This is a genomic window from Pseudomonas sp. PS01297, from assembly GCF_029959305.1.
Lineage (GTDB): Bacteria > Pseudomonadota > Gammaproteobacteria > Pseudomonadales > Pseudomonadaceae > Aquipseudomonas > Aquipseudomonas helleri.
The window spans coordinates 62763-81442 of sequence record NZ_JASCPQ010000009.1 but is presented as its reverse complement, the minus strand read 5'-3'; the positions used below and the strand labels follow the sequence as shown (position 1 = coordinate 81442).

At 53.2% G+C, this 18680-nt stretch carries 14 protein-coding genes, 4 tRNA genes and 2 rRNA genes; all 20 read left to right on the top strand.

Annotated features, from left to right (window positions below):
- Positions 1-91 (top strand): 23S ribosomal RNA (locus tag QMX84_RS05505); the annotation flags it as partial.
- A 160-nt stretch (positions 92-251) separates the two neighbouring features.
- Positions 252-367: ribosomal RNA gene (rrf, locus tag QMX84_RS05500) — 5S ribosomal RNA — on the top strand.
- A gap of 202 nt (positions 368-569) precedes the next feature.
- Positions 570-1517 (top strand): bifunctional biotin--[acetyl-CoA-carboxylase] ligase/biotin operon repressor BirA, encoded by a 948-nt coding sequence (birA, locus tag QMX84_RS05495; protein ID WP_282363367.1) that lies wholly within the window; start codon positions 570-572, stop codon positions 1515-1517.
- Positions 1507-2250 carry a pantothenate kinase gene (locus QMX84_RS05490; protein WP_282363366.1) on the top strand — a complete coding sequence of 248 codons (744 nt, stop codon included), beginning with the start codon at positions 1507-1509 and terminating at the stop codon, positions 2248-2250. The genes birA and QMX84_RS05490 overlap by 11 nt, the downstream gene beginning before the upstream one ends.
- A 7-nt stretch (positions 2251-2257) precedes the next feature.
- Positions 2258-2737, top strand: coding sequence for a hypothetical protein (locus QMX84_RS05485; RefSeq protein ID WP_282363365.1), 480 nt, complete (start codon positions 2258-2260; stop codon positions 2735-2737).
- Between the two features lie 110 nt (positions 2738-2847).
- Positions 2848-2932: transfer RNA gene (locus QMX84_RS05480), tRNA-Tyr, on the top strand.
- Between the two features lie 24 nt (positions 2933-2956).
- Positions 2957-3030 (top strand) — tRNA-Gly (locus QMX84_RS05475).
- 25 nt (positions 3031-3055) lie between these two features.
- A tRNA-Thr gene (locus tag QMX84_RS05470) sits at positions 3056-3131 on the top strand.
- Positions 3132-3372: 241 nt separating this feature from the next.
- Positions 3373-3448: transfer RNA gene (locus tag QMX84_RS05465), tRNA-Trp, on the top strand.
- A gap of 45 nt (positions 3449-3493) precedes the next feature.
- A complete protein-coding gene (gene secE, locus QMX84_RS05460; protein WP_016779165.1) occupies positions 3494-3862 on the top strand; it encodes a preprotein translocase subunit SecE in 369 nt (122 codons plus the stop codon).
- 9 nt (positions 3863-3871) lie between these two features.
- Positions 3872-4405 carry a transcription termination/antitermination protein NusG gene (nusG, locus tag QMX84_RS05455; protein WP_026014126.1) on the top strand — a complete coding sequence of 178 codons (534 nt, stop codon included), beginning with the start codon at positions 3872-3874 and terminating at the stop codon, positions 4403-4405.
- A 120-nt stretch (positions 4406-4525) separates the two neighbouring features.
- Positions 4526-4957: a 50S ribosomal protein L11 gene (gene rplK / locus QMX84_RS05450; RefSeq protein ID WP_048362305.1), complete on the top strand. Its 432-nt coding sequence runs from the start codon at positions 4526-4528 to the stop codon at positions 4955-4957.
- Entirely contained in the window at positions 4957-5652 is a 696-nt protein-coding gene (gene rplA / locus QMX84_RS05445) for a 50S ribosomal protein L1 (RefSeq protein ID WP_048362306.1), read from the top strand. The genes rplK and rplA overlap by 1 nt, the downstream gene beginning before the upstream one ends.
- 195 nt (positions 5653-5847) lie before the next feature.
- On the top strand, positions 5848-6348 hold the full coding sequence (gene rplJ, locus QMX84_RS05440) for a 50S ribosomal protein L10 (protein ID WP_003444392.1): 501 nt from the start codon (positions 5848-5850) through the stop codon (positions 6346-6348).
- An 80-nt stretch (positions 6349-6428) separates the two neighbouring features.
- Positions 6429-6794 carry a 50S ribosomal protein L7/L12 gene (gene rplL / locus QMX84_RS05435; protein WP_048373854.1) on the top strand — a complete coding sequence of 122 codons (366 nt, stop codon included), beginning with the start codon at positions 6429-6431 and terminating at the stop codon, positions 6792-6794.
- A gap of 219 nt (positions 6795-7013) precedes the next feature.
- A complete protein-coding gene (gene rpoB / locus QMX84_RS05430) occupies positions 7014-11087 on the top strand; it encodes a DNA-directed RNA polymerase subunit beta (RefSeq protein ID WP_048373853.1) in 4074 nt (1357 codons plus the stop codon).
- A gap of 64 nt (positions 11088-11151) precedes the next feature.
- Complete coding sequence (gene rpoC, locus QMX84_RS05425; protein ID WP_048373851.1) at positions 11152-15351, top strand: DNA-directed RNA polymerase subunit beta'; 4200 nt, start codon at positions 11152-11154, stop codon at positions 15349-15351.
- A 214-nt stretch (positions 15352-15565) separates the two neighbouring features.
- On the top strand, positions 15566-15937 hold the full coding sequence (gene rpsL, locus QMX84_RS05420; protein WP_002555494.1) for a 30S ribosomal protein S12: 372 nt from the start codon (positions 15566-15568) through the stop codon (positions 15935-15937).
- A gap of 124 nt (positions 15938-16061) precedes the next feature.
- A complete protein-coding gene (gene rpsG / locus QMX84_RS05415; RefSeq protein ID WP_019409900.1) occupies positions 16062-16532 on the top strand; it encodes a 30S ribosomal protein S7 in 471 nt (156 codons plus the stop codon).
- Between the two features lie 30 nt (positions 16533-16562).
- Positions 16563-18665, top strand: coding sequence for an elongation factor G (gene fusA, locus QMX84_RS05410; RefSeq protein WP_048373849.1), 2103 nt, complete (start codon positions 16563-16565; stop codon positions 18663-18665).
- Positions 18666-18680 lie beyond the last annotated feature (15 nt).

Here is an 18680-nt window from a genome sequence, read left to right as displayed (position 1 = left end):
CCGTCGAAGACTACGACGTTGATAGGTTGGGTGTGTAAGCGCTGTGAGGCGTTGAGCTAACCAATACTAATTGCCCGTGAGGCTTGACCATATAACACCCAAGCAATTTGAGTAGGCTTTGTAACCAAAGCGACCAGATTGCGGTGTGTGAAGACGATACGAACCGAAAGTTTGCAACTCACAAAACACCGACTCTATTACATACCCATTCGCTGGAGCGTTACGCACGTAACGACCTGGCTACCGAATTTCTTGACGACCATAGAGCATTGGAACCACCTGATCCCATCCCGAACTCAGTAGTGAAACGATGCATCGCCGATGGTAGTGTGGGGTTTCCCCATGTGAGAGTAGGTCATCGTCAAGATTAAATTCCAAAATCCCTGTCTGCTCACGCAGACAGGGATTTTGTTTTTGTGCTCGAAAAAGCTCTGCCAATGTGGCAAAGCATGCTGTGCGTAAAACGCAGCGATCCTTGCTGGTGTTGTACAGTACTTGTCTTACAGGGTTTCTATGCAATAGCGTGGCTCGTCGTTATTATGCGTGCCTGATTGTGAGGCGTAACTTGCATGCTGACGTTGTTGAAGCTTCTTAAAGATGGTCGTTTTCATTCTGGGCAAGCGCTGGGTGCTGCGCTCGGCATTAGCCGTAGTGCGGTCTGGAAGCAACTGCAGCGTATGGAAGCGGATATGAACCTGTCTATCCATAAAGTTCGTGGTCGTGGCTATCAATTGGCCATGCCGCTTGAGCTTCTTGAGCACGAGCAGCTCGCTGAAAGTCCCTACCCTGCTTTTATTCATGAGTCCTTAGATTCAACGAATGCTGAAGCCTTGCGCCAAATTGCAGGCGGGGTGCCGGCGCCGTTTGTGGTCCTGGCTGAGCAGCAGAGTGCCGGCCGCGGTAGAAGAGGGCGAAAGTGGATCAGCCCCTTTGCCGAAAATATTTACTACAGCCTGGTGCTTCGAATTGATGGTGGCATGCGTCAGCTTGAAGGGCTGAGCTTGATTGTAGGTCTAGCGGTTTTGAGTTCGCTTCACGAGTTTAGTCGCTGCGATGCGGGCTTGAAGTGGCCAAACGATGTGCTGGTGGGCAATAAAAAAATCGCAGGTATTCTGCTCGAGCTGGTGGGTGATCCTGCTGATGTTTGCCATGTCGTTATAGGTATCGGTATTAACGTTAATATGATGGTCGCCAACGATGTTGATCAATCCTGGACATCCGTTCGCCTGGAGGCGGGTCAGGCGATCAATCGGAACGAGCTGATTGTCACCTTGGGGCGCAAGTTACAGGGTTATCTGATTCGCCACGAGGATGAGGGATTCGCTGCTATTCAGGCAGAGTGGGAATCTAACCATTTGTGGCAAGGGCGAGAGGTTACGTTGATTGCGGGTACGCATACTGTTGATGGCGTGGTTGCCGGCGTTGATCAGCAGGGCGCATTGCGTCTTAACGTTGCAGGGCAGGAAAAAGTCTTTAGTGGTGGCGAGCTGAGCTTGAGGTTGCGCCATGATTCTTGAAATGGATTGCGGTAACAGTTTTATCAAGTGGCGAGTACTTGATGGCGATGCTGTGGTTGAAGGTGGAGTTGTAGATTCCGATGCTGGTCTCATAGCTGCGCTCTTGGCAACTCCATTGCTGCGCATCACGCGTTGCCGTTTGGTGAGTGTGCGCAGTGACGACGAAACTGAGAGTCTGGCATCTCTCTTATCGTCCACATTCTCGGTAGAAGTAATCTGTGCTAGCCCGGCAAGAGTGATGGCGGGGGTAACGAACGGTTATGAGGATTTCGAGCGTCTAGGCTTGGACCGCTGGCTAGCCTTGGTTGGCGCATATGAGCTCTCTAGGCGCGCCTGTCTTGTACTGGATCTGGGTACAGCCGTAACGGCCGATTTTGTGGCTAAAGACGGTAAGCATTTAGGTGGGTTTATATGCCCTGGATTGCCGTTAATGCGTAACGAGTTGCGCACGCATACCCGGCGAATCAGATATGACAATCTTTCCGCTGAGCAGGCGTTGTTGCGAAATAGCCCGGGGCGGACGACTGTTGAAGCTGTGGAGCGCGGCTGTCTAATGATGTTGCGAGGGTTCGTCCTGAGTCAGTTGCAATTGGCGCGTGATTACTGGGGGGATGATTTCGAGGTGTTTCTCACGGGCGGTGATGCAGATCTCGTGGCTTGCGCTGTGCCTGAGGGTCGCTTGGTGAAAGATCTTGTGTTCATAGGCTTGGCTGCAGCTTGTCCTGTTTATTGAGGTTTCTATGCGCTGGTTGTTTCTGCTGCTGGTTGTATTGAATATTTTCTACTTTATATGGCATCAGCAAGAAGCTCCTCTTAAAGCTAAGGAGGTTGTATCTCTATCGCTGTACAAAGGAAACAAGCAGGAAATACAGCTGCTGAGTGAAACGCGAACGGGGCTTGTCGCTGTACGGCCTCAAGAAAACGCGAGCAGTGATAAGGATGTCTGCTTCTACCTGAGCGGTTTGATCCGTTCTGACGCTGAGACAAAGATTAAAAAAAGTTTGTCAGATGCAGGCATAAAGAGTGGTTTGGATAGTCTGGATCGTGCCGGCGCAGGTGATTTTGTCCTGGTCCTTTCTCCGTCGGACAATGTGCAGGCTGTTGAAAAGGTTCTACAAAGTCTTCTCAATGAATTCAATGATTTGAAATACGAAAAAAAGCAGTGTCAGGGGTTGCAGGCACCCGATAGTTTGCATAGAATGGCGCCCGCTCCACAGTGAACACCGGAAGCGGTAGAAAGTGTGGAGTAAGTCAGAAAGCTAACTTGATGATTTAATTGAGAAAAGCGGTTGACAAAGAGCTGGGATGATGTAGAATCCCGCTCAGCTCAGGAGGGGTTCCCGAGCGGCCAAAGGGATCAGACTGTAAATCTGACGTCTACGACTTCGAAGGTTCGAATCCTTCCCCCTCCACCATATTTGCGCAAATCAGCATGATTTGCGGGTGTAGTTTAGTGGTAGAACCTCAGCCTTCCAAGCTGATGATGCGGGTTCGATTCCCGCCACCCGCTCCATTCGCGCTGGTTTCAATGGTGTTTTGCTCTTGTAGCTCAGTTGGTAGAGCACACCCTTGGTAAGGGTGAGGTCAGCGGTTCAAATCCGCTCAAGAGCTCCATATAAACAAGGCAGATATGAAAATATCTGCCTTTGTTTTAACGGGCTGAAAAGCTTGTCCGGAGTGTTTGCTGGTGGCGCTGTTGCAAGGTGTCGCTACTCTGGTTGGCGATTGCTGTCGTTGGTGGCCTGCATTCTGCTGCTTGCGTGTCGTTAGGTTTTGGGCTTGGCGATAAAGTAATTGCAAAGGTTGTTGAAAAGTCTCTCTCGGGTCTGCATAATCGGCGGCTCGATAATGTTTTAGGTCAGTAGCTCAATTGGCAGAGCGACGGTCTCCAAAACCGTAGGTTGGGGGTTCGATTCCCTCCTGACCTGCCAGATTCGCTCAATGCGTCTGGCTTTCTTTTCACAGGATCCTCTTTGATGACTCCCAAGGCTGAAGTTCAAGGCTCTCGCTTCGATCTCCTCAAGTGGCTAGTAGTGGTTGCCCTTGTGGTAGTTGGCGTTGTTGGGAATCAGTATTATTCTGGTTCGCCGATCCTGTATCGCGTCATTGCACTTCTTGTGATTGCTGCTGTTGCTGCCTACGTAGGCTTGCAAACCGCAAAAGGCAAGTCGTTTGCTGTCTTGGTAAAGGAAGCTCGTACTGAGATTCGTAAAGTCGTATGGCCGACTCGCCAAGAAACTACGCAGACTACGTTGATCGTAGTGGCTGTTGTTCTTGTTATGGCGTTGCTGTTGTGGGGTTTGGATTCCCTGCTCGGCTGGCTTGTTTCCTTGATTGTTGGCTAAGGGTGTCCCGTGGCTAAGCGTTGGTACGTAGTGCATGCTTATTCGGGTTACGAAAAGCATGTTATGCGCTCTCTGATTGAGCGTATTAAGCTGGCAGGCATGGAAGATGGCTTCGGCGAAATTCTGGTTCCCACTGAAGAAGTGGTTGAAATGCGTAATGGCCAGAAACGCAAAAGCGAGCGCAAGTTCTTCCCTGGTTATGTGCTAGTCCAGATGGACATGAGCGAAGGTACTTGGCACTTGGTCAAGGATACCCCTCGTGTCATGGGATTCATCGGTGGCACTGCTGACAAGCCTGCACCGATTACAGATAAAGAGGCAGAAGCAATTCTGCGTCGCGTTGCTGATGGTAGCGACAAGCCCAAGCCGAAGACGTTGTTCGAGCCGGGTGAAGTTGTTCGCGTCACCGACGGTCCGTTTGCCGACTTTAACGGCACGGTCGAAGAAGTTAACTACGAAAAGAGTCGCATTCAGGTGGCTGTGCTCATTTTCGGACGTTCCACTCCGGTGGAGCTAGAGTTTAGCCAGGTCGAAAAGGTCTAGCTGAACACGCATCCCAACCCCACGGCTTCGGTCGTGGGGTTTTGTCGTCACTGGGATAAACACGCAAGTAACCGGGGAGCCTTTTAAGTTAGGCGTCTGAACCCGTAATTGGAGTGCCTCATGGCCAAGAAGATTACCGCTTACATCAAGCTGCAAGTGAAGGCCGCTCAGGCCAACCCAAGCCCACCTGTTGGTCCAGCTTTGGGTCAGCACGGTGTGAACATCATGGAATTCTGCAAAGCTTTCAACGCCCGTACTCAGGGTATTGAGCCAGGCCTGCCGACTCCAGTGATCATCACTGTATACAGCGACCGTAGCTTCACATTCGAAACCAAGTCGACCCCTGCTTCGGTTCTGCTGAAGAAGGCTGCTGGTCTGACTAGCGGTTCGGCTCGCCCTAACACCGTTAAGGTTGGCACCGTTACCCGTGCTCAGCTGGAAGAAATCGCGAAAACCAAAAACGCGGATCTGACTGCAGCTGATTTGGATGCAGCCGTGCGTACCATCGCCGGTTCTGCTCGTAGCATGGGCCTTAACGTGGAGGGTGTGTAATGGCTAAGCTGACTAAGCGTCAAAAGGCAATCGCCGGTAAAATTGAAGCTGGCAAGTCTTACAACTTTGTAGACGCTGCTGCTCTGCTGGCTGAGCTGTCGACTGTTAAGTTCAGCGAGTCTTTCGACATCGCTGTTAACCTGGGCGTAGACCCACGTAAATCTGACCAGGTTGTTCGTAGCGCAACTGTGCTGCCACACGGCACTGGCAAGACTGTACGTGTAGCTGTGTTCACCCAGGGTCCAGCTGCTGAAGCTGCTTTGGCTGCTGGCGCTGATCGCGTTGGTATGGACGACCTGGCTGCCGAAATGAAAGGCGGCGACCTGAACTACGACGTAGTTATTGCTTCCCCGGACGCAATGCGTGTTGTAGGTCAGTTGGGTCAGATCCTCGGTCCACGTGGTCTGATGCCTAACCCTAAGGTTGGTACTGTAACTCCAGACGTAGCGACCGCGGTTAAGAACGCAAAAGCTGGTCAGGTTCGTTATCGCACCGACAAAAACGGTATCATCCACACTTCCGTTGGCAAAGTCGGTTTCGACGCTGTTCAACTGAAGGAAAACGTTGAAGCCCTGATCGCTGATTTGAAGCGTATCAAGCCAGCTTCCTCGAAAGGTATTTATGTTAAGCGCGTTACTCTGAGCACCACTATGGGCCCAGGCCTGGTCATCGACCAAGGTTCGTTGGACGCGTAAGACAAATTGGCGCAGCGTGCTGCGCCAATGAAAGATTGGGGTCCCTGCCTGGCGGGGGCTATCCAAGACCGTAGGCGGCGCAAGTCTTAAACCTCAAGCCTACGCAGATGGTGCTCCCGGTTCCTTACCGAATCAGACACCAAAACGACATCCGACTCAGGTCAGATGAAACGGTAACAAGCAGGAGTTAAACCCGTGGCAATTAAACTCGAAGACAAGAAGGCCATCGTCGCTGAAGTCAACGAGGCTGCCAAAGTTGCCCTGTCTGCTGTTGTGGCTGATGCCCGCGGCGTGACAGTAGGCGCTATGACCGGACTCCGTAAAGAGGCTCGTGAAGCTGGCGTTTACGTACGTGTTGTACGTAACACCCTGCTCAAGCGCGCTGTTGCTGACACTGAATACAGTGTTCTCAACGACGTGTTCACTGGCCCGACCTTGATCGCATTCTCCAACGAACATCCAGGCGCTGCTGCCCGTTTGTTCAAAGAGTTCGCTAAAGGTCAGGATAAGTTCGAGATCAAGGCAGCTGCGTTCGAGGGCAAGTTCCTCGCAGCTAATCAGATCGACGTACTGGCAAGCCTGCCGACCCGTGACGAAGCAATTTCTCAGCTGATGAGCGTGATTCAAGGCGCTACCAGCAAATTGGCTCGTACTCTGGCGGCACTTCGCGACCAGAAAGAAGCAGCTGCAGCTTAAGGCTCAGCAACTCCTTTCAGCGTTTATTGTTTATTTCGATGGCCGCATAGGCTGTCACCCCAATACAGGAATTTATAGTCATGTCTCTGACTAACGAGCAAATCATCGAAGCAATCGGCGAGAAATCCGTTCTGGAAATCGTTGAGCTGATCAAAGCAATGGAAGAGAAGTTCGGCGTTTCGGCTGCTGCTGCTTCTGCTGGTCCTGCTGTTGCTGCTGCTGTCGTTGAAGAGCAAACTGAATTCAACGTCATGCTGCTGGAAGCTGGCGAGAAGAAAGTTAACGTGATCAAGGCTGTTCGTGAACTGACTGGTCTGGGCTTGAAAGAAGCCAAGGCAGTAGTTGACGGCGCTCCAGCAATGGTTCTGGAAGCTGTTGCTAAAGACGCAGCTGACAAAGCCAAAGCTGCTCTGGAAGAAGCAGGCGCTAAAGTCGAGCTGAAGTAAGCATCGACTTTGCGTCTCCAGCCCAAGCGTTAAGCTGAGGCTGATGGCTGGTGGCTCATGCCACCGGCCTTTTTCCGTTCTTGGCAGCCGACTGGGTTGGCGCCATAAACGAGCTGTAACCACCCTGTGCGGTGGAGCAAACCAAGGGGTTTGCACGATTTTCTGGCTGCTCCCGTCGGGAGAGGCCAAACAAGCAGGTGACCAAGCTGGGGAACGCTGATGGCTTACTCATATACTGAGAAAAAACGTATCCGCAAGGACTTTAGCAAGTTGCCGGACGTCATGGATGTGCCGTATCTCTTGGCAATCCAGCTGGATTCGTATCGTGAATTCTTGCAGGCGGGAGCGACTAAAGATCAGTTCCGCGACGTGGGCCTGCATGCGGCCTTCAAATCCGTTTTCCCGATCATCAGCTACTCCGGCAATGCTGCGCTGGAGTATGTCGGTTATCGCCTGGGCGAACCGGCATTTGATGTCAAAGAATGCGTGTTGCGCGGTGTGACTTACGCCGTACCTTTGCGGGTGAAGGTTCGTTTGATCATTTTCGACAAAGAATCGTCGAATAAAGCGATCAAGGACATCAAAGAGCAAGAAGTCTACATGGGTGAAATCCCCCTGATGACTGAAAACGGTACCTTCGTAATCAACGGTACCGAGCGTGTAATTGTTTCCCAGCTGCACCGTTCCCCGGGCGTGTTCTTTGACCACGACCGCGGCAAGACGCACAGCTCCGGTAAGCTGCTGTATTCCGCGCGTATCATTCCTTACCGTGGTTCGTGGTTGGACTTTGAGTTCGACCCTAAAGACTGCGTGTTCGTACGTATTGACCGTCGTCGCAAGCTGCCTGCGTCCGTATTGCTGCGCGCGCTCGGCTATAGCACTGAGCAAGTACTGGAAGCGTTCTACACCACTAACGTTTTCCACGTTCAAGGCGAAAGCATCAGCCTGGAACTGGTACCTCAGCGCCTGCGCGGTGAAATCGCGGCCATCGACATTACCGATGACAAAGGCAAGGTGATTGTTGAGCAGGGCCGTCGTATCACTGCTCGCCATATCAACCAGCTGGAAAAAGCCGGTATCAAAGAGCTCGTTATGCCTCTGGACTATGTCCTGGGTCGCACAACGGCCAAAGCTATCGTGCACCCGGCGACTGGCGAAATCATTGCTGAGTGCAACACCGAGCTGACCACTGAAATCCTGGCTAAAGTTGCCAAGAGCCAAGTCGTACGCATCGAAACGTTGTACACCAACGATATCGACTGCGGTCCGTTCATTTCGGACACGCTGAAAATTGACTCCACCAGCAACCAACTGGAAGCGCTGGTTGAGATCTATCGCATGATGCGTCCTGGCGAGCCTCCAACCAAGGATGCTGCCGAGACTCTGTTCAACAACCTGTTCTTCAGCCCTGAGCGTTATGACCTGTCTGCGGTCGGCCGGATGAAGTTCAACCGTCGTATCGGTCGTACCGAAATCGAAGGTTCGGGCGTGTTGTGCAAAGAAGACATCGTCGCGGTACTGAAGACTCTGGTCGACATCCGTAACGGCAAAGGCATTGTCGATGACATCGACCACCTGGGTAACCGTCGTGTTCGCTGTGTAGGCGAAATGGCTGAAAACCAGTTCCGCGTTGGTCTGGTACGTGTTGAGCGTGCGGTCAAAGAGCGTCTGTCGATGGCTGAAAGCGAAGGCCTGATGCCGCAAGACTTGATCAACGCCAAGCCAGTGGCTGCGGCAGTGAAAGAGTTCTTCGGTTCCAGCCAGCTGTCCCAGTTCATGGACCAGAACAACCCGCTGTCCGAGATCACCCACAAGCGCCGTGTTTCTGCACTGGGCCCGGGCGGTCTGACACGTGAGCGTGCCGGCTTTGAAGTGCGTGACGTACACCCGACTCACTACGGTCGTGTATGCCCGATTGAAACGCCAGAAGGTCCGAACATTGGTCTGATCAACTCCTTGGCTGCCTATGCGCGCACCAACCAGTACGGCTTCCTCGAGAGCCCGTACCGTGTAGTGAAAGACGCGTTGGTTACCGACGAGATCGTGTTCCTTTCTGCTATTGAAGAAGCGGATCACGTTATCGCTCAGGCTTCGGCCACCATGAACGACCAGAAAGTCCTGGTTGATGAACTGGTAGCTGTTCGTCACTTGAACGAATTCACCGTTAAGGCGCCGGAAGACGTCACCTTGATGGACGTTTCGCCGAAACAAGTAGTTTCGGTTGCTGCGTCGCTGATTCCGTTCCTCGAGCACGACGACGCCAACCGTGCGTTGATGGGTTCGAACATGCAGCGTCAAGCTGTACCAACACTGCGCGCTGACAAGCCGCTGGTAGGTACTGGCATGGAGCGTAACGTAGCCCGTGACTCCGGCGTTTGCGTCGTGGCACGTCGTGGCGGCGTTATTGATTCTGTTGATGCAAGCCGTATCGTGGTTCGTGTTGCTGATGATGAAGTTGAGACCGGCGAAGCTGGTGTTGATATCTACAACCTGACCAAATACACCCGCTCCAACCAGAACACCTGCATCAACCAGCGTCCGCTGGTGCGTAAAGGTGATCGGGTTCAGCGCAGCGACATCATGGCCGATGGTCCGTCCACCGATATGGGTGAACTGGCTCTGGGTCAGAACATGCGTATCGCCTTCATGGCATGGAACGGCTTCAACTTCGAAGACTCCATCTGCCTGTCGGAACGTGTTGTTCAAGAAGACCGTTTCACCACGATCCACATTCAGGAACTGACCTGTGTGGCCCGTGACACCAAGCTTGGCCCTGAGGAAATCACTGCAGACATCCCGAACGTGGGTGAAGCTGCACTGAACAAACTGGACGAAGCCGGTATCGTTTACGTTGGCGCCGAAGTTGGCCCGGGCGACATCCTGGTAGGTAAGGTCACTCCGAAAGGCGAGACTCAGCTGACCCCGGAAGAAAAACTGCTGCGTGCAATCTTCGGTGAGAAAGCCAGCGACGTTAAAGACACCTCCCTGCGTGTACCAACCGGTACCAAAGGTACTGTTATCGACGTACAAGTCTTCACGCGTGATGGCGTAGAGCGTGATGCTCGTGCCCTGTCGATCGAGAAGACTCAGCTGGACGAAATCCGCAAGGATCTGAACGAAGAGTTCCGCATTGTTGAAGGCGCTACTTTTGAACGTCTGCGCTCTGCCCTGGTCGGTCAAATTGCCGAGGGTGGTGCCGGTCTGAAGAAAGGCCAGGAAATCACCAATGAAGTCCTGGACGGTCTTGAGCACGGTCAGTGGTTCAAGCTGCGCATGGCTGAAGATGCTCTGAACGAGCAACTTGAGAAAGCTCAGGCTTACATCATCGATCGCCGTCGTCTGCTGGACGACAAGTTCGAAGACAAGAAGCGCAAACTGCAGCAGGGCGATGACCTGGCTCCAGGCGTGCTGAAAATCGTCAAGGTTTACCTGGCAATCCGTCGTCGCATCCAGCCGGGTGACAAGATGGCCGGTCGTCACGGTAACAAAGGTGTGGTCTCCGTGATCATGCCGGTTGAAGACATGCCGTACGATGCCAATGGCACCCCGGTTGATGTTGTTCTCAACCCGTTGGGCGTACCTTCGCGTATGAACGTTGGTCAGATTCTCGAAACCCACTTGGGCCTTGCAGCCAAAGGTTTGGGCGAGAAGATCAACCTCATGATTGAAGAGCAGCGCAAGGTTGCTGACCTGCGTAAGTTCCTGCATGAGATCTACAACGAAATTGGCGGTCGTCAAGAAAGCCTGGATGACTTCTCTGATCAAGAAATCCTTGATCTGGCGAAGAACCTTCGTGGCGGTGTACCGATGGCTACCCCGGTGTTCGACGGTGCCAAAGAAAGCGAAATCAAGGCAATGCTTCGTTTGGCAGACCTGCCAGACAGCGGCCAGATGGTGCTGACTGATGGTCGTACCGGCAACAAGTTTGAGCGTCCGGTTACCGTTGGCTACATGTACATGCTGAAGCTGAACCACTTGGTAGACGACAAGATGCACGCTCGTTCTACTGGTTCTTACAGCCTGGTTACCCAGCAGCCGTTGGGTGGTAAGGCGCAGTTCGGTGGTCAGCGTTTCGGGGAGATGGAGGTCTGGGCGCTGGAAGCTTACGGCGCGGCATACACTCTGCAAGAAATGCTCACAGTGAAGTCGGACGATGTGAACGGTCGTACCAAGATGTACAAAAACATCGTGGACGGCGATCACCGTATGGAGCCGGGCATGCCCGAGTCCTTCAACGTGTTGATCAAAGAAATTCGTTCCCTCGGCATCGATATCGATCTGGAAACCGAATAACACGTGACGCGAATCGAGAGCGGGGCTGCACTGCCCGCTCTCTGCTCCGCCAGGAGGAAAGGCCTTGAAAGACCTACTGAATTTGCTGAAAAACCAGGGTCAAGTCGAAGAGTTCGACGCCATCCGTATTGGGTTGGCATCGCCTGAGATGATCCGCTCGTGGTCGTTCGGTGAAGTTAAAAAGCCGGAAACCATCAACTACCGTACGTTCAAGCCTGAGCGTGACGGCCTGTTCTGCGCCAAAATCTTTGGCCCGGTAAAGGATTACGAGTGCCTGTGCGGTAAGTACAAGCGCTTGAAGCATCGCGGTGTGATCTGTGAGAAGTGCGGCGTTGAAGTTGCACTGGCCAAGGTCCGTCGTGAGCGCATGGCTCACATTGAACTGGCTTCGCCAGTTGCACACATCTGGTTCCTGAAATCGCTGCCGTCCCGTATCGGCTTGCTGATGGACATGACCCTGCGTGATATCGAACGCGTTCTCTACTTCGAGAGCTATGTCGTTATCGATCCAGGCATGACCACCCTTGAAAAAGGTCAGCTGCTGAACGACGAGCAGTATTTCGAAGCGCTGGAAGAGTTCGGCGACGACTTCGATGCCCGCATGGGTGCTGAGGCTGTGCGTGAGCTGCTGCACGCTATCGACCTGGAACACGAGATTGGCCGTCTGCGCGAAGAAATTCCGCAAACCAACTCCGAAACCAAAATCAAGAAGCTGTCCAAGCGCTTGAAGTTGATGGAAGCTTTCCTGGGCTCCGGCAACCTTCCAGAGTGGATGGTGCTGACCGTTCTGCCGGTTCTGCCGCCAGATCTGCGTCCTTTGGTTCCGTTGGATGGTGGTCGTTTCGCGACTTCCGACCTCAACGATCTGTATCGTCGAGTGATCAACCGTAACAACCGCTTGAAGCGCCTGCTTGATCTGTCCGCTCCGGACATCATCGTGCGTAACGAAAAGCGTATGTTGCAAGAAGCTGTCGACGCCTTGCTGGACAACGGTCGTCGTGGCCGCGCCATCACGGGTTCGAACAAGCGTCCTCTGAAATCCTTGGCTGACATGATCAAGGGTAAGCAAGGTCGTTTCCGTCAGAACTTGCTCGGTAAGCGTGTTGACTACTCGGGTCGTTCGGTAATTACAGTAGGTCCGACCCTGCGTCTGCACCAGTGCGGTCTGCCTAAAAAAATGGCACTTGAGCTGTTCAAGCCGTTCATCTTCGGCAAGCTGGAAATGCGTGGTCTTGCTACCACCATTAAAGCTGCCAAGAAAATGGTTGAGCGTGAGCTGCCAGAGGTTTGGGACGTTCTCGCTGAAGTGATTCGCGAACACCCGGTCCTCCTCAACCGTGCACCAACGCTTCACCGTCTGGGTATTCAGGCATTTGAACCGGTATTGATCGAAGGTAAAGCTATCCAGCTGCACCCTCTGGTCTGTGCTGCGTACAACGCCGACTTCGACGGCGACCAGATGGCTGTACACGTACCGCTGACACTGGAAGCCCAGTTGGAAGCCCGTGCGTTGATGATGTCGACCAACAACATTCTGTCGCCAGCGAACGGTGAGCCAATCATCGTTCCTTCGCAGGACGTTGTATTGGGTCTGTACTACATGACTCGTGAAGCGATCAACGCCAAAGGCGAAGGTCGTGTATTCGCGGATCTGCAAGAAGTTGACCGTGTGTTCCGTGCCGGCGAAGCCGCACTGCACGCCAAGGTTAAAGTGCGGATCACTGAAACCGTCAACGACCGTGATGGCGGCAGCGTGACCAACACCCGTATCGTCGACACCACTGTCGGCCGTGCGCTGTTGTTCCAGGTTGTTCCAAAAGGCCTGTCGTACGACGTCGTCAACTTGCCAATGAAGAAAAAGGCAATCTCCAAGCTGATCAACCAGTGCTACCGCGTGGTTGGTTTGAAAGAGACTGTGATCTTCGCTGACCAGTTGATGTATACCGGTTTCGCTTACTCGACTATTTCCGGCGTTTCGATCGGTGTTAACGACTTCGTTATCCCGGATGAAAAAGCGCGCATCATCGGTGCTGCTACCGACGAAGTGAAAGAAATCGAAAGTCAGTACGCCTCGGGCCTGGTGACACAGGGCGAGAAGTACAACAAAGTAATCGACCTTTGGTCGAAAGCTAACGATGAAGTTTCCAAGGCGATGATGTCGAACCTCTCGAAAGAGAAGGTTATCGACCGTCACGGTGATGAAGTTGAGCAAGAGTCGTTCAACTCCATGTACATGATGGCCGACTCCGGCGCACGGGGTTCTGCTGCGCAGATCCGTCAGCTGGCCGGTATGCGTGGTCTGATGGCCAAGCCGGACGGTTCCATCATCGAAACGCCGATTACTGCGAACTTCCGTGAAGGTTTGAGCGTACTTCAGTACTTCATCTCCACTCACGGTGCTCGTAAGGGTCTTGCGGATACGGCCTTGAAAACGGCTAACTCCGGTTACTTGACGCGTCGTCTGGTAGACGTAGCGCAAGATCTGGTAGTGACTGAAGTCGACTGCGGTACCGAACACGGTCTGCTGATGACTCCGCACATTGAAGGCGGCGACGTTGTAGAGCCGTTGGGTGAACGTGTACTGGGTCGAGTAATCGCCCGTGACGTATTCAAGCCAGGTACTGATGAAGTTATCGTTCCTGCTGGCACCCTGGTTGATGAGAAGTGGGTTGAGTTCATCGAGCTGAACAGCATTGACGAAGTTATCGTACGTTCGCCAATCAGCTGCGAAACCCGTTTCGGTATCTGCGCCAAGTGCTACGGTCGCGATCTGGCTCGTGGTCACCAGGTGAACATCGGTGAAGCTGTCGGCGTAATCGCTGCTCAGTCGATCGGTGAGCCAGGTACGCAGCTGACAATGCGTACGTTCCACATCGGTGGTGCGGCAAGCCGGACCTCTGCTGCTGACAGCGTTCAGGTTAAGAATGGCGGTACTGTCCGTCTTCACAACCTGAAGCACGTTGAGCGTGTAGATGGTTGCCTGGTAGCCGTATCGCGTTCGGGTGAGCTGGCAATCGCTGATGACTTCGGTCGTGAGCGTGAGCGTTACAAGCTGCCGTACGGTGCCGTAATTTCGGTTAAAGAAGGTGACAAGGTTGACGCTGGCTCGATCGTAGCCAAGTGGGATCCGCACACTCACCCAATCGTTACCGAAATGAAAGGTACCGTGACCTACGTGGGCATGGAAGAAGGCATCACGATCAAGCGTCAAACTGACGAATTGACCGGTATGACCAACATTGAAGTGCTTGACGCCAAAGACCGTCCAGCTGCCGGCAAAGAAATTCGCCCGGCCGTTAAGATGGTAGGTGTTGATGGTAAGGATCTGTTGTTGCCAGGTACCGACGTACCGGCTCAGTACTTCCTGCCAGCCAACGCATTGGTCGGTGTAGCGGATGGTGCGGAAATCGCGATCGGTGACGTTATCGCTCGTATTCCGCAAGAGACTTCGAAAACTCGAGACATCACCGGTGGTCTGCCACGCGTTGCTGACTTGTTCGAAGCGCGTCGTCCGAAAGAAGCCTCTATTTTGGCTGAAGTCAGCGGCACCATCGCGTTCGGTAAAGAGACCAAAGGCAAGCGCCGTCTGGTTATTACCCCGAACGACGGTACCGATCCGTACGAAGAGCTGATTCCAAAGTGGCGTCACCTGAACGTCTTCGAAGGCGAGCAAGTGAACCGCGGCGAAGTTATCTCCGACGGTCCAAGCGATCCACACGACATCTTGCGTTTGCTGGGTGTGAGTGCGCTGGCCAAGTACATCGTTAACGAGATTCAAGACGTCTACCGTCTGCAAGGCGTGAAGATCAACGACAAACACATCGAGACCATCCTGCGTCAGATGCTGCGTAAAGTTGAAATTTCCGAGTCTGGCGATTCCTCCTTCATCAAGGGCGACCAGATGGAGCTGACGCAGGTACTGGTCGAAAACGAGCGCTTGGGTAACGAAGACAAATTTGTGTCCAAGTTCACTCGCGTTCTGTTGGGTATCACCAAAGCGTCGTTGTCGACTGAATCGTTCATCTCCGCGGCCTCTTTCCAAGAGACAACCCGCGTACTGACCGAAGCAGCGGTAACCGGCAAGCGCGACTACCTGCGCGGCCTGAAAGAAAACGTTGTCGTGGGTCGTTTGATCCCGGCAGGTACTGGTTTGGCCTACCACAGCGAGCGTAAGCGTCGCCGTGATGCAGACAAGCCATTGCGCGTAAGCGCCAGTGAAGTGGAAGCTGCGCTGACCGAAGCGCTGAACTCTAGCGGTAACTGAGTTCTGCGATAAATAAGGGTGGGCCCCGGTCTTTCCGTTCATCGAATCACGACAATTAGTCGAGCTTTGATGGGGGAGGGGTCGGGGCTTTGCCTTGACTGGGGGCAGGATCCTCTTTAGACTCTTGTACCCCTAAATTTGGCGGGGATTCGTTCCCGTCATTTTGCTTTTCTTGCAAGACAATAGCGTCGCAAGACAACAGTGGAGCTAGTAGATGGCAACTATCAACCAGCTGGTACGTCAGCCGCGTAAGCGTATCGTCGAGAAATCCGACGTACCTGCGCTGCAAAACTGCCCGCAACGTCGTGGCGTATGCACCCGTGTGTATACAACTACGCCGAAAAAACCTAACTCGGCACTGCGTAAAGTATGCCGTGTGCGCCTGACCAACGGTTTCGAGGTTTCCTCGTATATCGGTGGTGAAGGTCACAACCTGCAAGAACACAGCGTGGTACTGATTCGTGGCGGTCGTGTAAAAGACTTGCCAGGTGTTCGTTACCACACCGTTCGCGGCTCTTTGGATACTTCCGGCGTTAAAGGTCGTAACCAAGGTCGTTCGAAGTACGGTACCAAAAAGCCGAAGTAGTCTTCGGTCGCTGGTAAATAAATGCAGATTTCTTTTTTTCTGAGTCGATAAGAGTAAGGTCGGGCGTGCATCCAAAGGGTGTAATGGTCCCGAGCTAACCTGAAGACCGTTTGAGGGCTTATCCATGCCAAGAAGACGCGTAGCAGCCAAGCGCGAAGTGCTTGACGATCCAAAATACGGAAGCCAAATCCTGGCCAAGTTCATGAACCACGTGATGGAAAGCGGTAAAAAAGCCGTTGCCGAGCGTATCGTTTATGGCGCGCTGGAAAAGGTTAAAGAACGTAAGAACGGCGATCCCCTGGAACTCTTCGAGAAAGCACTCGACGCCATCGCTCCGCTGGTCGAAGTGAAGTCGCGCCGTGTAGGCGGTGCTACTTACCAGGTTCCGGTCGAAGTTCGTCCTTCCCGTCGTAACGCTTTGGCAATGCGCTGGTTGGTAGACTTCGCACGTAAGCGTGGCGAAAAGTCTATGGCTTTGCGCTTGGCTGGCGAACTGCTGGACGCTGCTGAAGGCAAGGGCGCAGCAGTTAAGAAGCGTGAAGACGTGCACCGTATGGCTGAAGCTAACAAAGCTTTCTCGCACTACCGCTTCTAATTTCAGCGCTATTCACTTTGCGAGGGCTTTATGGCTCGTACTACACCGATTAACCGCTACCGTAACATTGGTATCTGTGCACACGTGGACGCGGGTAAAACCACGACTACTGAGCGGGTACTTTTTTACACTGGCAAAAGTCACAAGATGGGCGAGGTGCATGATGGCGCCGCGACCACAGACTGGATGGTGCAGGAGCAGGAGCGTGGTATTACCATTACTTCTGCTGCGATCACTACCTTTTGGCAGGGTTCTAACAAGCAGTACGATAACTACCGCTTCAACGTAATCGATACCCCGGGCCACGTAGACTTCACTATTGAAGTTGAGCGTTCCCTGCGTGTACTCGATGGTGCGGTTGTTGTGTTCTGCGGCACCTCGGGTGTTGAGCCTCAGTCCGAAACCGTATGGCGTCAAGCCAACAAGTACGGCGTTCCACGTCTTGTTTACGTAAACAAGATGGACCGTGCTGGTGCGAACTTCCTGCGCGTGATCGGTCAGATCAAAACCCGTCTGGGTCACACTCCGGTGCCTATCCAGTTGGCTATCGGTTCCGAAGACAACTTCCAGGGTCAGATCGATCTGATGACCATGGAAGCGGTTTACTGGAGCGATGCTGACAAGGGTATGACTGCTCGTCGTGAAGCTATTCCTGCAGAACTGCAAGAGTTGGCTGAAGAGTGGCGCAGCAACATGGTTGAGGCTGCGGCCGAAGCCAGCGAAGAGCTGATGAACAAGTACCTGGAAGGTGAAGAACTCACCATCCCGGAAATCAAAGCGGCTCTGCGTCAGCGTACTATCGCCGGCGAAATCGTTTTGGCTGTTTGCGGTTCTTCCTTCAAGAACAAGGGCGTTCCCCTGGTTCTCGACGCCGTGATCGACTACCTGCCGGCTCCGGTTGATATTCCTGCCATCAAGGGTACTGACCCGGATGACGAGACTATCGAGCTGGAGCGTCATGCAGATGACGCAGAACCGTTCTCGGCTCTGGCGTTCAAGATCGCGACTGACCCATTCGTGGGTACTTTGACCTTCGTCCGCGTTTACTCGGGCGTGTTGAACTCCGGTGACGGCGTAATCAACTCGGTTAAAGGTAAGAAAGAGCGTGTGGGTCGTATGGTGCAAATGCACGCTAACGCCCGCGAAGAGATCAAGGAAGTACGCGCTGGTGACATCGCGGCCTTGATCGGCATGAAGGACGTCACCACTGGTGAAACCTTGTGCAACGCTGACAAGCCAATCATCCTGGTTCGCATGGACTTCCCGGAGCCGGTTATTTCGGTTGCTGTTGAGCCAAAAACCAAGGATGACCAGGAAAAAATGGGTATTGCACTGGGCAAACTTGCTCAGGAAGACCCGTCTTTCCGCGTTAAAACTGATGAAGAGACTGGTCAGACGATCATCTCCGGCATGGGCGAATTGCACCTCGACATCCTGGTTGACCGGATGAAGCGTGAGTTCAACGTTGAAGCCAACATCGGTAAGCCTCAGGTTTCTTATCGTGAGCGCATCACGAAGAACTGTGAAATCGAAGGCAAGTTCGTTCGTCAGTCCGGCGGTCGTGGTCAGTTCGGTCACTGCTGGATCCGTTTTGCACCTGCTGACGAAGGTCAGGAAGGTCTGCAGTTCGTGAACGAAGTGGTAGGTGGTGTGGTTCCTAAGGAATACATCCCGGCTATCCAGAAGGGTATCGAAGAGCAGATGAAGAACGGTGTTGTTGCCGGCTATCCGCTGATCGGCCTGAAGGCTACCGTGTTTGATGGTTCTTACCACGACGTCGACTCCAACGAGATGGCGTTTAAGGTGGCTGCTTCCATGGCTACCAAGCAACTGGCCCAGAAGGGCGGTGGTGAGTTGCTTGAGCCGATCATGGCGGTAGAGGTTGTTACACCTGAAGACTATATGGGTGACGTGATGGGCGACTTGAACCGTCGTCGCGGCATGATCCAGGGTATGGAAGATACGGTCTCCGGCAAAGTTATTCGTGCTGAAGTTCCGTTGGGCGAGATGTTCGGTTATGCGACCGACGTTCGTTCCATGTCTCAGGGTCGCGCAAGCTACTCTATGGAATTCAAAAAATACGATACAGCGCCGTCGCACATCGTCGATGCTGTTACTAAAAAACAAGGCTGATTTAGTTCAGTCCTT